Annotated in this window: 10 protein-coding genes; 2 read left to right on the forward strand and 8 right to left on the reverse strand. The window is 70.9% G+C overall.

All coding sequences use genetic code 11. From position 1 onward, the window contains the following. Positions 1 to 25: 25 nt before the first annotated feature. A complete protein-coding gene (locus ACIBH4_RS18100; RefSeq protein ID WP_362504268.1) occupies positions 26 to 1,372 on the reverse strand; it encodes a M20/M25/M40 family metallo-hydrolase in 1,347 nt (448 codons plus the stop codon). Between the two features lie 281 nt (positions 1,373 to 1,653). On the opposite strand from ACIBH4_RS18100, the gene ACIBH4_RS18105 reads away from it, so the two are divergent. Both ACIBH4_RS18105 and ald read left to right on the forward strand, forming a co-directional pair. Continuing rightward, positions 1,654 to 3,048 carry an aspartate aminotransferase family protein gene (locus ACIBH4_RS18105; protein ID WP_362504271.1) on the forward strand — a complete coding sequence of 465 codons (1,395 nt, stop codon included), beginning with the start codon at positions 1,654 to 1,656 and terminating at the stop codon, positions 3,046 to 3,048. A gap of 104 nt (positions 3,049 to 3,152) precedes the next feature. Then, positions 3,153 to 4,268, forward strand: a complete 1,116-nt coding sequence (gene ald / locus ACIBH4_RS18110; protein WP_362504274.1) for an alanine dehydrogenase — start codon at positions 3,153 to 3,155, stop codon at positions 4,266 to 4,268. A gap of 94 nt (positions 4,269 to 4,362) precedes the next feature. On the opposite strand, the gene ACIBH4_RS18115 is transcribed toward ald, so the two are convergent. The 7 genes from ACIBH4_RS18115 to ACIBH4_RS18145 form a co-directional block, all read right to left on the reverse strand. Then, a complete protein-coding gene (locus ACIBH4_RS18115; protein ID WP_362504278.1) occupies positions 4,363 to 5,772 on the reverse strand; it encodes a tetratricopeptide repeat protein in 1,410 nt (469 codons plus the stop codon). 295 nt (positions 5,773 to 6,067) lie between these two features. Next, entirely contained in the window at positions 6,068 to 7,249 is a 1,182-nt protein-coding gene (locus ACIBH4_RS18120) for a sulfite exporter TauE/SafE family protein (protein WP_362765869.1), read from the reverse strand. A 303-nt stretch (positions 7,250 to 7,552) separates the two neighbouring features. Beyond that, positions 7,553 to 8,758 (reverse strand): hypothetical protein, encoded by a 1,206-nt coding sequence (locus ACIBH4_RS18125; protein WP_362765872.1) that lies wholly within the window; start codon positions 8,756 to 8,758, stop codon positions 7,553 to 7,555. Then, positions 8,755 to 9,273 (reverse strand): sigma-70 family RNA polymerase sigma factor, encoded by a 519-nt coding sequence (locus ACIBH4_RS18130; RefSeq protein ID WP_362504287.1) that lies wholly within the window; start codon positions 9,271 to 9,273, stop codon positions 8,755 to 8,757. The genes ACIBH4_RS18125 and ACIBH4_RS18130 overlap by 4 nt, the downstream gene beginning before the upstream one ends. A 120-nt stretch (positions 9,274 to 9,393) precedes the next feature. Then, positions 9,394 to 10,017, reverse strand: a complete 624-nt coding sequence (locus tag ACIBH4_RS18135) for a Uma2 family endonuclease (RefSeq protein ID WP_362504290.1) — start codon at positions 10,015 to 10,017, stop codon at positions 9,394 to 9,396. A gap of 93 nt (positions 10,018 to 10,110) precedes the next feature. Beyond that, positions 10,111 to 10,758, reverse strand: a complete 648-nt coding sequence (locus ACIBH4_RS18140; protein ID WP_362504293.1) for a response regulator transcription factor — start codon at positions 10,756 to 10,758, stop codon at positions 10,111 to 10,113. Beyond that, positions 10,755 to 11,882, reverse strand: coding sequence for a sensor histidine kinase (locus tag ACIBH4_RS18145; RefSeq protein ID WP_362765875.1), 1,128 nt, complete (start codon positions 11,880 to 11,882; stop codon positions 10,755 to 10,757). The genes ACIBH4_RS18140 and ACIBH4_RS18145 overlap by 4 nt, the downstream gene beginning before the upstream one ends. Between the last annotated feature and the right edge of the window lie 3 nt (positions 11,883 to 11,885).

Here is an 11,885-nt window from a genome sequence, read left to right on the forward strand (position 1 = left end):
GACCGTCGCGGAGGCGTACAGCCTGTCAGATCACGATGGAGGCGTACTCCTGCAGGAAGAGCGCCTCGGCGGTGGCGGTGCGGCGCAGTTCCTCGATGTTCACCCGCTCGTTGGGGGCGTGGATCGCCGCGTCGTCGTCCTCGGCGCCGAAGAGCAGGATCGTGGCGGCGGGGAACTGCCTGACGAGGGTGGAGACGAGCGGAATCGAGCCACCGGCACCGACGTCGCGCGGGGGACGGCCGAAGGCGCGCTCCATGGCCCGGTTCAGCGCGGAGCGGGCCGCGCCACCGGTGTCGGCGAGGTAGCCGGAGCCCATGGTGTAGTCGCCGACCTCCACCTGGACACCCCAGGGGGCGACCTGCCGCAGGAAGTCGACGACGGCCTCGACGGTCGTCTTCGGGTCGCCGGCCGGGGGAACCCGCACGGTCACCCGGGCCCTCGCGACGGCCTGCACCGCGTTGATCGCGCCGGAGACCGTCGGCACGTCCAGGCCGGTGACCGTGATCGCGTACGAGGCCCACAGGCGGTCGGCGAGCGAGCCGGAGCCGACCGTGGAGACGCCGTCGAGCACGCCCGCGGTGACGCGGAACTCCTCTTCCGACGGGCCAGAGCCGAGGAAGCTGCCGCGAGGCAGGCCGGGGACGCGGATGTCACCGTGGTCGTCGTGCAGGGCGGCGAGCATCCGGATCAGCGCCGCGAGGGCGTCGGGGGCGGCACCGCCGAACGAGCCGCTGTGCAGCGACTTCTTGAGGGTGCGCACCTCGACGGTGAAGGCGCCCGTGCCGCGCAGCGAGGTCGTCACCGCCGGGTCGCCGACGCGGGGGTTGCCGGTGTCGGCGACCACGATCGCGTCGGCGCGGAACAGCTCGGGGTTGTGCGCGACGAAGGCCTCCAGGCGCTCGCCCGCGTACTCCTCCTGGCCCTCGACGACGACCTTGACGCCGACCGGGAACCGTCCCTGGAAGGCGCGGAGCGCCGCGACGTGGGAGATGACGCCCGACTTGTCGTCGGCCGCGCCACGGCCGTAGATCGCGCCGTCGATCTCCGTCGGCTCGAAGGGCGGGGTGCGCCAGAGTGCGAGGTCGCCCGTGGGCTGCACGTCGTAGTGCGCGTACAGGAGCACGGTCGGCGCGCCGGGCGGGGCGGGGGCCTCGGCGTAGACGGCGGGGAAACTGCCCTCGACGGGGATCTGCCGGACGTGCGGCAGGCCGGTGCTGCGCAGCAGTTCCTCGGTCACGGCGGCGGCCGCGTGCACGGGCTCCTCGGGGTGGCCGGGAAAGGCCACGGAGGGGATGGAGACGAGCCGCTTGAGGTCGGCCACCGCCTGGGGCATGCCGGTGGCGACGGCGTTCTCGATCTCGTCAGGAGTCACGACTTTCCCCCGCATCTCAATATCTGGTGCGTCCTATTGGATCACAGCCGTGAGTACGGCCGCTCTCGCGCACGATTTCAGCACATCAGGGTTCCGCCAAGTGGAACCGGGGTTTGGGTAATGATCGGCCCGCCATCTCATCTGATCGCGGATTTCGTCGTTGTTACACGGCGGTTTTGCGGATTTCGAGGTTCTCGCACTTTAATGCCACGTTTTCACTTGGCAAGCGCTGTTCTGGCAGGCAGACTGTTGGAAGCCCAGCTCAACGAGGGAAGATCGCGATGACGCACCCTGAAAACACCGACGTGACCTCGCTCATGAAGGCCGCCCAGGACAACCTGTGGATGCACTTCACCCGGCACAGCTCGTACGAGGGTGCCGAGGTGCCGATGATCGTGCGGGGCGAAGGCTCCTACATCTACGACGTGCACGGCAAGCGCTACCTCGACGGCCTCGCGGGGCTCTTCGTGGTCCAGGCGGGGCACGGCCGCAGCGAGCTGGCCGAGGCCGCCGCCAAGCAGGCCCAGGAGCTGGCGTTCTTCCCGCTGTGGTCGTACGCGCACCCCAAGGCCGTCGAGCTGGCCCAGCGGCTCGCCGCGGAGACCCCCGGCGACCTCAACCGCGTCTTCTTCACCACCGGCGGCGGCGAGGCCGTCGAGACCGCGTGGAAACTCGCCAAGCAGTACTTCAAGATCACCGGTAGGCCGCTCAAGCACAAGGTCATCAGCCGCCAGATCGCCTACCACGGCACCCCGCAGGGCGCCCTGTCGATCACCGGCATCCCGGCCTTCAAGCAGATGTTCGAGCCGCTGGTCCCGGGTTCCGTCAGGGTGCCCAACACCAACCACTACCGCGCCGACGAGATCACCGGCATGCCCGGCATGACGCCCGAGCAGTACGGCTACTGGGCCGCCGAGCGCGTCGCCCGCGCCATCGAGATGGAGGGCCCCGACACCGTGGCCGCCGTCTTCGTCGAGCCGGTGCAGAACGCGGGCGGCTGCTTCCCGCCGCCCCCCGGATACTTCCAGCGCCTGCGCGAGATCTGCGACGAGTACGACGTCCTGCTCGTCTCGGACGAGGTCATCTGTGCCTTCGGCCGCCTCGGCACCATGTTCGGCGGGCAGAAGTTCGACTACGTTCCCGACATCATCACCTGCGCCAAGGGCATGACGAGCGGCTACTCGCCGATCGGCGCCATGATCGCCTCCGACCGTCTCTTCGAGCCGTTCAAGAACGGCACCGAGATGTTCGCCCACGGCTACACCTTCGGCGGCCACCCGGTGTCCTCGGCCGTCGCGCTGGCCAACCTCGACCTGTTCGAGCGGGAGGACCTGCTCGGCCACGTCACCCGCAACGAGCCGGTCTTCCGCTCCACCCTGGAGCGTCTGCGCGACCTGCCGATCGTCGGCGACGTGCGCGGCTCCGGCTACTTCTGGGGCATCGAGCTCGTCAAGGACAAGGTGACCAAGGAGACCTTCAACACCGAGGAGTCCGAGCGCCTCATCAGGGGCTTCCTCTCCGGCGCCCTCTACGAGGCGGGCCTGTACTGCCGCGCCGACGACCGGGGCGACCCCGTCATCCAGCTCGCCCCGCCGCTCATCTGCGGGCCGAAGGAGTTCGACGAGATCGAGTCCATCCTCCGCTCGGTGCTGACGGAGGCGTGGAGCCGCCTCTGAGCGCGCACGTCCGCGCCTTCCGGGCGCCGGATCCGCCGGAGTGACCCGCGCCGCACCCGTAGAGACCTCGGCGCCACTCCGTTGAACCAAGGAAAGGAAATCCCATGAAGATCGGCGTGCCTGCCGAGGTCAAGAACCACGAGTACCGCGTCGCCGCGACCCCGGCGGGCGTGCACGAGCTTGTCCGTCACGGCCACGACGTCTACATCCAGCGCGACGCGGGCCTCGGCTCGCACCTCACCGACGAGGAGTACCTCTTCGCCGGTGCCAAGATCCTCGACACCGCCGACGAGGTGTGGGACCAGGCCGAGATGATCCTCAAGGTGAAGGAGCCCATCGCGGAGGAGTACCACCGCATGCGCCCCGGCCAGGTGCTCTTCACCTACCTGCACCTCGCGGCGGGCCGCGAGTGCACCGAGGCCCTCCTTGAGCGCGAGGTCACCGGCATCGCGTACGAGACCGTCCAGGTCGGCAACACCCTGCCGCTGCTCGCCCCGATGTCCGAGGTCGCGGGCCGGCTCGCCCCGCAGGTCGGTGCCTACAACCTCATGCGCTTCAACGGCGGGCGCGGCGTGCTGCCCGGCGGCGTGCCCGGAGTGGCGCCCGCCAAGGTCGTCGTCATCGGCGCGGGCGTCTCCGGGCTCAACGCCGCGCAGATCGCGGTCGGCATGGGCGCCGACGTCACCGTCCTCGACCTCAACGTCGACCGCCTGCGCTTCATCGACGCCATCTACCAGGGTCGTCTCAAGACCCTCGTCTCGACCTCGTACGCGATCGAGAAGGAGGTCCTGGAGGCCGACCTCGTCATCGGCGCGGTGCTGATCCCCGGAGCCAAGGCCCCGACCCTCGTCTCCAACGAACTGGTCTCCCGCATGAAGCCGGGCTCCGTGCTCGTCGACATCGCGATCGACCAGGGCGGCTGCTTCGAGGACTCCCGCCCGACCACGCACGCCGAGCCGACCTACCAGGTCCACAACTCGATCTTCTACTGCGTGGCCAACATGCCGGGGTCCGTCGCCAACACCTCCACCTACGCGCTGACCAACGCCACACTGCCCTACGCGGTCAAGCTGGCCGGCCTGGGCTGGAAGGAAGCGCTCCAGCAGGACGACTCCCTCGCGCCGGGTCTCAACACCCACGCGGGACGGCTCACCAACAAGCAGGTCGCCATCGCCCTCGAACTGCCGTACGTGCCGGTCTCCGAGGCCATCGCCGCCTGAGCCGGGCCCCGCACGTCCCGCGCGGTCAGGGTGCGGGACGTGCGGGACCCACAGGCCCGGCCGGACCGGCTCGTGAGACCGCGGTCGGTGCCGGTCACGGTGACAGGCCCGGGCGCAGGGCGCGGGCGGTGACCAGGACGTGTTCGATCTCCGCCGGCGTCGGCCAGGGGGCGCCGCCGGGGCGCAACAGCGCGGCCCGTACGGCGGCCAGGTGCTCGACCGCGCCCAACGGCAGCCCGCTCCGTTCGGCCAGCCACGTCGTGACGTCGGTGTGGTCGCGCAGCGGCCGGGTGACGAGATCCCAGGTGCCGAGGATCTCGGTCAGGTCGGCGATCCTCAGGGTGGCGCCGCCCCGCCGGGCGACGGCGGCCGCGGCCAGCTCGGCGCGGGCGACGAGCTCCGGCTCGGTGGTCCGGCCCCACGGGGGAGAGGGCGGATCGGACAGCCACCGTTCCGCCTCGCGGGAGAAACCCGCGGCCGACAGCAGCGCGGCCAGCTCGACCGCGGCCCGGTGGTGCCCGGCCTGTGCCGCCTGGCGGAACCAGTGCTGCCCGCCCTGCAGGTCGCTGTGCTCGGCGATGAGCAACAGGCCGAAATTGAAGGCGGCCTCCGGGTCGCCGCTCGCCGCGGCCCGGCTGAACCAGTGGCCGGCCCCCTGCGCGTCGCTCATCTCCACGCACACGAACCCGGCCGTTCGCTGGTCGTCGATCCTGCCGGTGCAGGCCGCCCGCTCGAACCAGGCACGCGCGGTGCGCAGGTCACCGAGGGAGAGCGCGATCCCGCCGAGCTGGGACGCGGCGCCGGGGTGCTCGTGCCTGGCGGCCAGCCGGAAGAACGCCTCCGCCCCCTCGGGATCGAGATTGGCCTGCAGGAACAGCCCGAGATGGTAGGCCGCGTCGGCATGACCGTTCCGGGCGGCCGACTCCCACCAGCGCAGCGCCTCGTCCTCCTCCCCGGCGGCGTAGGCGAGGAAGCCGAGATCGTGGGCCGAGGCGAGGTCACCGTCCATCGCGGCCCTGCGATGCCACTCCACGGCGGCCTTCACCTCGCCGCCGTCCTCGCAGAGCAGCGCGAGCCGCCTGGCCGCCGCCCGGGAGCCCGCCCCGGCCGCCGTCTCGAACCACCGCCGGGCGGCGGGGACGTCGCCGTGCTGGTCCAGCAGGAGGGTCGCCAGGTTCACCGCCGCCTCGACGTCTCCGGCGTTCGCCGCCAGCTCGTACCACCTCGCGGCCTCCGCGGGGGTGCCGTGTTTCTCGTGCCAGATACCCAGGTTGTAGGCGCTGTCGAGGTTTCCCGCGGCCGCCGCGCGCTCCCACCAGTGCCGCGCCGCCGAGCGGTCACCGCACTGGGCGAAGTGGCGGCCGAGCAGGTGGGCGGCCTGCGCGTCGCCGCCGTGCGCGGCGAGCAGCAACTCCGTCTCGCCGTCCATGTCGTTCTCGTGCTCGGTGCCGCGGGGGGTGGGTACCAGCCCCGCGGTCGTCTCCGGGTCGTCAGGCCACCCCATGATCACACTCCTCGCCGACGGCGCCCAACCGACAGATCACAGGGTGACACGTAAGCACTCCGTGACGGAGGGTAATCGCGGACTTTCGCTACCCGCCCTGCTCCCCGGTCCGCTCGGGTGTTCGGACGAGGCGTACGAATCCCGCCCGCACGCCTGTCGAGTCATCGCGGCGCTACGTTCGGTGAGTGCGGACGAACGCCTCCCGGCCGGGGTCGGCAGATCCTGTCGAAGACACCACGGTCAGGCAGACGACGAGCCAGACCTCACCGGGAGGCGTTCACCTCCATCCTCACTGTCAGACGAAGCGGATGAACCCCACATACATCCCCATCGAGCAGACGTAACGCAGCGATCCCGCGTCCCGCGCGCCCAGCCGTACGGTGGCGGGCAGTGTCACGTCGCGGCCGTCGATCGTGAGCGTCCGGGTGCAGCCGGGGGCGCCCACCAGGTGGAAGACGAGCTCCGTGGGGAATCCCGCGCGGGCGGTCACCACACCCGGTCGGTAGCCCCGGTCGGTGGCCCAGATGTCGATCCGCTGGACGCCGCCGGAGCGTACGGCCGCCCGCGCCTGATCGCCCGTCGTCCCTGCCGGACCGCCGGGGAGGTCGCCCGCCAGACCGTCCGCTGCTCCTGCCCTGTCCGTCGCCCCCGCCATCGGGTTCCGCGCGGTCCCCGCCGGGGCGCCCGCCGCCATCGCCGGGCCGCCGGATCCGGGGAGCCACCCTCCGAGGCTCAGCCCCGAGGAGATCGTCCACAGACCCGTCGCGAGTGCGACGACCCCGGTCAGCGCCGCCAGCCTGGTGGTCGCGGCCCGCCGCAGGACCAGCCCGAGAAGCGCGAACGCGGGCGTCGTCCCCACCACGAACCCCGCCATCACCGCGCTCCCGCCCAGCGCCGACCCGCTGGAGACCGCCACCGTCTCGATGCCGAGCGTCACCCCGCACGGCAGCAGGATCGTCGTGGCACCGAGCGCGAGCGCCCTGGGAGCGGGGGCGGTGATCCCGGTGATGCCGGTGATCCCGGTGATCCCCGTGATCCCGGATACGCCGCCGCGACGGGACGTACGCCCGCCCGATGCGACGCCCGGGTGGCATCCGGTTCGCGATCCGCGACCGAACATGCGGATTCCGAAGCCCGCGACCGCGATCCCGGCCGCGACGAGCAACGCGGCCCTGACCTGAGGGCCGAGCAGCACGGCGGACCCGGCCAGTCCGAGCAGCGCCCCGGCCACCGCGTGGGAACCGAGGCGCCCGGCGAGGAAGAGCGCGACGACCACGGGACCCGAAGGCCCCGTCCCGGCACCGCCGTCCTTGCCGTCTCCGCCGTTCCCGCGGTGCTCGTCGGTTCCGTCGGTCCCGCAGTGCTCGTTGGCTCCGCCGGGTTCGTCGGTCCCGTCGCATTCGCGGGTCTCGCGGTGCCGGCGGGAGCGGGCAGGAAGGTCACGCGAGGTGAGACCTGCGAGCAGGCCACCCTGCACGGCCGTGCACGAGGCCGTACCCGCGACCAGTCCCGCGGCGAGTCCGGCGGCGAACAGCGCGGCCGGCCCCGCGCTCAGCGGACATCCCCGGTAACCATCCCGATCTCCACTGACCCAACGTAATCTCGCCAGAGGATGACCGATAGTGATATTTCCTTACCGAGCGCTCACGCTGTCCTTACCGGACGTCCACCTTCCTCGGCGTTTTTCTGCGTCCCTTGACGACCCGGAAGTGCCCCTCCGGGGCGTTCTCGCTGTGCGATGGACATCACGGCGCGCGGTGAATCCCGCCGATGGCGAAACTCAGCGGGCGGCGGCGTTCAGGTCGACGAGAACCTGCGTGCCCGACCCCGACCGGAACCGGAGCATGTCCTCGTGCGTATACAGGGTGGGAGCGGCCTTGTCCCCCCGGCGCGTCGGAACCGGGAACAGCCGGCCGGTGCGTCCCGTGGCGAGGTCGTGCACAGAACTCGCCCCCCTGCCGTCGCGGTCCTTCTGGTGGAGAAGGACGAAGCGGCCCGAGTGGAGATACCCGCGAGCCGTCCCCGGCAGCGCGTGCCGCCCGGTTCCGTCGCGTCGCCACGCCTCGATGTCGTTGAAGCACCACGTCACCCCGCAGTCGTTCCACGACGTCCGCCCGGCCGGAGGAACCACGTCCCTGGCCTCGCCGGTGAGCACGTTCTTCAGGTGCTCCACGGGGCGGGAAGCGGATCTCTCCTCCGCGCTTCGCCGAGGCCGTTCGGCCCACGGCCAGTCGGCGAGGTGGAAACCTTTGGTGCCGTCGACCAGGGACGCCTTCCCACCCTTCAGCGGAGCCCGGTAGACACCGCCACCGTCGACCGGCGACCAGACGGCCGTGCCGTCGGCGACGGCCAGGTCGATCCCGCTGTAGCTGTCGTCGATGATCACGGCCTTGACCGAGGCGATCCGCCGCGGGACGCCGCCCGTGACCGGCACCGCCCATATCTCCGTCCTGCGGTCGTTGAGCGTGGACCATGCCAGGTAGCCGTCGCCGAAGACCAGCGTGCTCGACGCGTTCGAACTCGTGAGCGGCGCGATCCGGGTGAACCTCCGCCTGTCGACGTCGTAGGACCAGATCCCGTCGGGTCGGTTCCCGGTGAGTCCCGCCCCCACCACGACCCGGTCGGTGACGAACACGTCGGGGGTGAACACCCGGCCCCCCGGTGCCTTCGTCGGGATCTCGTGCACCGCGCCCGGCCAGACCTGCTTGACCGGCGGCGCGAAGGGACCGACGTAGGGCGTCGGCTGTGCCGCCGGAGCCGTTGGAACCGCCGGAACCGTCGGAGTAGGTGACGCGACCGTACGTGTTCCCACGACGGTGGCCGTCGTCACGATCGCGATGGAGGCCGCGACCGCCACCGGTGCCCACGACCTGAAGAGCGGCGACGACCTACGTGACGCGGGTAGCGTCCTGAACCGCTCGTCGTCCCGTACGGCCTCCGCCCTGGCGGTCATCGCGTCCCTGAGCCGATCCTCGATGTCGGTCATGCCTTGCCTCCCAGTTCGCGCTCAAGCCGTTCCAGGGCCCTGAAAACGGTGGACCGTACGGTGCTCTCTCTGACGCGCATCATCTGGGCGATGCCGGCGTGGGACAGGTCGAGGTAGTAACGCAGGACGAGGACCTCGCGCTGCCGCCTGGGAAGGCGGTTGAGCGCGGCCAGCATCTCCTGCCGTGACTCGCCGAGCAGCGCGGCCGTCTCCGCCGAGTCCACCGACTCCTCCCGCCGCCCCACCATCACCCTGGCGGCGATACCGCGCCTGCGCAGGACGGAACGTGAGGCGTTCAGCACGCAGACGCGGATGTATGTCAGGGTGAGCGGCTCGGGGGGCCTGCCGTGCAGCCTGGAGAAGACGTCCTGTACGACGTCCTCCGCGGCCTCCCTGTCGCCGAGGAGCAGTACGGCGAAGCGCACCAGGGCGAGTCGGTGCTCGCGATACAGGCCGACCAGTATCGTCTCGGCGCCTGGTGGTCCGGGCGCGCGAGCGACTATCTCACCGTTCATGACCTAAAGAACGCGTACCGCTCCCGATCCGCTGCTTCGACGGGCACGGTCATCGCGGCCCCGCCCTGTCGGCCGATCGGGGCCGCGGAGCCTACCTTCCGTGGCGTACGGCCCCGCTCCTCACGGTGCGCTCAGGGTGTTCGCGAAGATCGAGGTGTCGAGGGTGAAGTCGACCGGCTCGGGCAGGTGCAGGCGCGAGCCCATCTCGACCCGGGTGGAGGTCCGGTACTCGTCCTCCTTGGGGTCGCTCAGGACGGTCACGGTGGCGGGGGAGACCACGGGGTCGATCAGAAGCATCACGGGGACACCGCCCGAGGCGTAGATGGCGGGCTTGCGGTCGCGGTCGTCGAAGGTGCTGCCCGGGGACACGATCTCGGCGACCATGAGGAGGCCGGAGGAGAGCAACTCGCGGGCGCCCCAGCGCGGGCAGTCTTCGGGCGCCAGCACGAAGTCGGGGACGATCGGGTCACGCGGTCCGTCCATGCAGACGTCCACGTTGCCGCTGAAGCCGTCCCACTCTTTCTCCTCAAGGAGGGGAAGAAGGGCGCGATACAGGCGCATCGCGATCCTGGCGTGCTCGGGGGTGCCCATCGGGCTTACTACCAGTCTCCCATCGATGATTTCGGCCCGCAGTCCTGGAAGCTGCGGAAGCGCGTCGAAGAGTTCGCGCGCCGTTCCTGGCAAGGGCTGGGACGAGGTCTCGGGGGAGGGGCACAGCTTGGCGTGGCTCCGTCGCGATGTCATGAGCATGACGATATGTCCCTTCGTGTTCTTCTGAACACGTTGAGTATCACAAGTGGTGTGGGTCGGCGCGAGCCTTTACCGGAAGGTGGGGCGTCAGATCCAGCCGGGGCGGACGAGGCCGGATTCGTAGGCGATGACGACCAGCTGGGCGCGGTCGCGGGCGTGGAGTTTCATCATGGTCCGGCTGATGTGGGTCTTGGCGGTGGCGGGGCTCAGGAAGAGCTTGCCCGCGATCTCGTCGTTGGTCATGCCGGTGCCGACCAGGGTGAGGACCTCGCGCTCGCGGTCGGTGAGCAGGTCGAGGTCGCGGGCGTGGCGCGGCTCCTTGGCCCGGCTCGCGTACTCGGCGATCAGGCGACGGGTCACGCCGGGGGAGAGCAGGGCGTCGCCCGCGGCCACCACCCGGACGGCCTGGATGAGCTCGGCCGGTTCCGTGTCCTTGACGAGGAAGCCGCTGGCGCCGCCCCGGAGGGCCTCGAAGACGTACTCGTCCAGCTCGAAGGTCGTGAGGATGATGATCTTCGGCCCGGCGGGCATCTCCCGGGTGGCGGTCAGCCCGTCCATGCCGGGCATGCGGATGTCCATCAGGACCACGTCCGGCTCGTGCTCGGCGGCGAGCCGCAGGGCCTGGGCCCCGTCGGAGGCCTCGGCCACCACGGTCATCCCCGGCTGCGCGTCCAGCAGGGCACGGAACCCCGCCCTGACGAGAGCCTGGTCGTCGGCGAGAACAATCTTGATCATCGGGATTCCTCCGGGATCGGCAGCAGGGCCTCGACGCGGAAGCCCCGGCCGTGGTGCGTGGCGGTGAGCGTTCCCCCGAGCGCCGATGCCCGCTCCCGCATGCCGGGAACGCCGTTCCCGCTGCCCAGGCTCTCCCCGGGGGCGTCGCCGCCCGAGTCGGTGACCTGGACGGTGAGCGCGTGGGGAGCGTAGTCGAGCACGATCGTGACCGAGGCGCCGGGGGCGTGCCGGGTGACGTTGGTGAGGGCCTCCTGCACGATGCGGTACCCGGCCCGGTCGACGCCGGGAGGCAGCGGCCCGGCCTCGCCGACGATCTTCTTGGTGACCTGTAGCCCGCTGCGCTCGACGAGCTCGTCGAGCCGGTCCAGCCCGGCGGTGGGGGAACGGGGGGCGCCGTCGCGCAGGACGTTGAGCACCGACCGCATCTCGGTCAGCACGTCCTTGGACGCCTGCTTGATCGTGGTGAGCGCGGTCCGCGCCTGCTCGGGGTGGTCGTCGATGAGGTGCAGCGCGGTGGACGCCTGCACATGGATGAGGGAGATGTTGTGCGCGAGGACGTCGTGCAGCTCCTGGGCCATGGTGAGCCGCTCCTCGCTGGCCCGCCGCCGTAGCTCCTCCTGCTCCACCCGCGCGTGCTCGGCCTGCCGCTCACTCCTGGCCCGGGAGAACTCCGCGGCCACCACCGCGAGGCCCATCAGCGCGGCCACCGCGAGGTCGTGGAACCAGCCGGTCGTACGAACGGGGGCGAACCAGGACGTGTAAACCACGAAGAACACGTAGGCCAGGCCCCATATCGACCAGGCCACCCGCCGGTGGCCGGTGACCACGGCGGTGTGGAACGCGATGATCGGGCTGAGGAAGACCGGGCCGTAGGGGTAGCCGAGGCCGATGAAGATCACTGTGGAGCCCGCCGCGACGGCCAGGCTGAGCACCGGATGGCGTCGGCGTACGATCAGGACCAGCGGCCCGGCCAGCAGGAGCGCCCAGCCCAGTGGGTCGAGCGGGATCCTGAGTATGCCGGGGTCGTGGACCTGCCACCACTGCACACCGCGGGTGACCATGCCCTGGAAGACCCCCACGAGCAGCGGGAGCGGCAACTCGGCCCAGCGGGGTTTGGCACGCACGCT

Source organism: Streptosporangium sp. NPDC050284 (assembly GCF_044459525.1).
GTDB lineage: Bacteria > Actinomycetota > Actinomycetes > Streptosporangiales > Streptosporangiaceae > Streptosporangium.

Coding starts and splice junctions, on each gene's coding strand:
- ACIBH4_RS18125 (WP_362765872.1), bottom strand. CDS start 8,758: ATGACCGACATCGAGGATCGGCTCAGGGACGCGATGACCGCCAGGGCG.
- ACIBH4_RS18130 (WP_362504287.1), bottom strand. CDS start 9,273: ATGAACGGTGAGATAGTCGCTCGCGCGCCCGGACCACCAGGCGCCGAG.
- ACIBH4_RS18115 (WP_362504278.1), bottom strand. CDS start 5,772: ATGGGGTGGCCTGACGACCCGGAGACGACCGCGGGGCTGGTACCCACC.
- ACIBH4_RS18135 (WP_362504290.1), bottom strand. CDS start 10,017: ATGACATCGCGACGGAGCCACGCCAAGCTGTGCCCCTCCCCCGAGACC.
- ACIBH4_RS18105 (WP_362504271.1), top strand. CDS start 1,654: ATGACGCACCCTGAAAACACCGACGTGACCTCGCTCATGAAGGCCGCC.
- ACIBH4_RS18140 (WP_362504293.1), bottom strand. CDS start 10,758: ATGATCAAGATTGTTCTCGCCGACGACCAGGCTCTCGTCAGGGCGGGG.
- ald (WP_362504274.1), top strand. CDS start 3,153: ATGAAGATCGGCGTGCCTGCCGAGGTCAAGAACCACGAGTACCGCGTC.